At 60.8% G+C, this 250-nt stretch carries 1 pseudogene; it reads left to right on the top strand.

Annotated elements, in window-relative coordinates:
- Positions 1–225: pseudogene (locus ACQG3P_RS21070) on the top strand (DUF1348 family protein); the annotation flags it as partial.
- Between the last annotated feature and the right edge of the window lie 25 nt (positions 226–250).

Below are 250 nucleotides of genomic sequence, written 5' to 3'. Positions count from 1 at the left end.
TTCCAGAAGGTTCGCTTGGCAGAAGATGGCTGGAATTCCCGCGATGCCGACAAAGTGGCGCTTGCATATTCGCTCGACACCCAGTGGCGACACCGCGCCGAGTTCACCAACGGCCGCGAGGAAGCCCGGCAGTTTCTTGCCCGAAAGTGGAAGAAAGAGCTTGAGTCCCGGCTGATCAAGGAGTTGTGGGCATTCACCGGCAACCGCATCGCGGTGCGCTACGCCTAGGACTGGCGCGACGACTCTGGAG

The sequence above is a fragment of the Stenotrophomonas sp. SrG genome (assembly GCF_050031795.1).
In the GTDB taxonomy this organism is placed as follows: Bacteria; Pseudomonadota; Gammaproteobacteria; order Xanthomonadales; family Xanthomonadaceae; genus Stenotrophomonas; species Stenotrophomonas rhizophila_A.
Note: the sequence above shows the minus strand (reverse complement) of the source record. Positions and strands in the feature narration are given on the sequence as shown.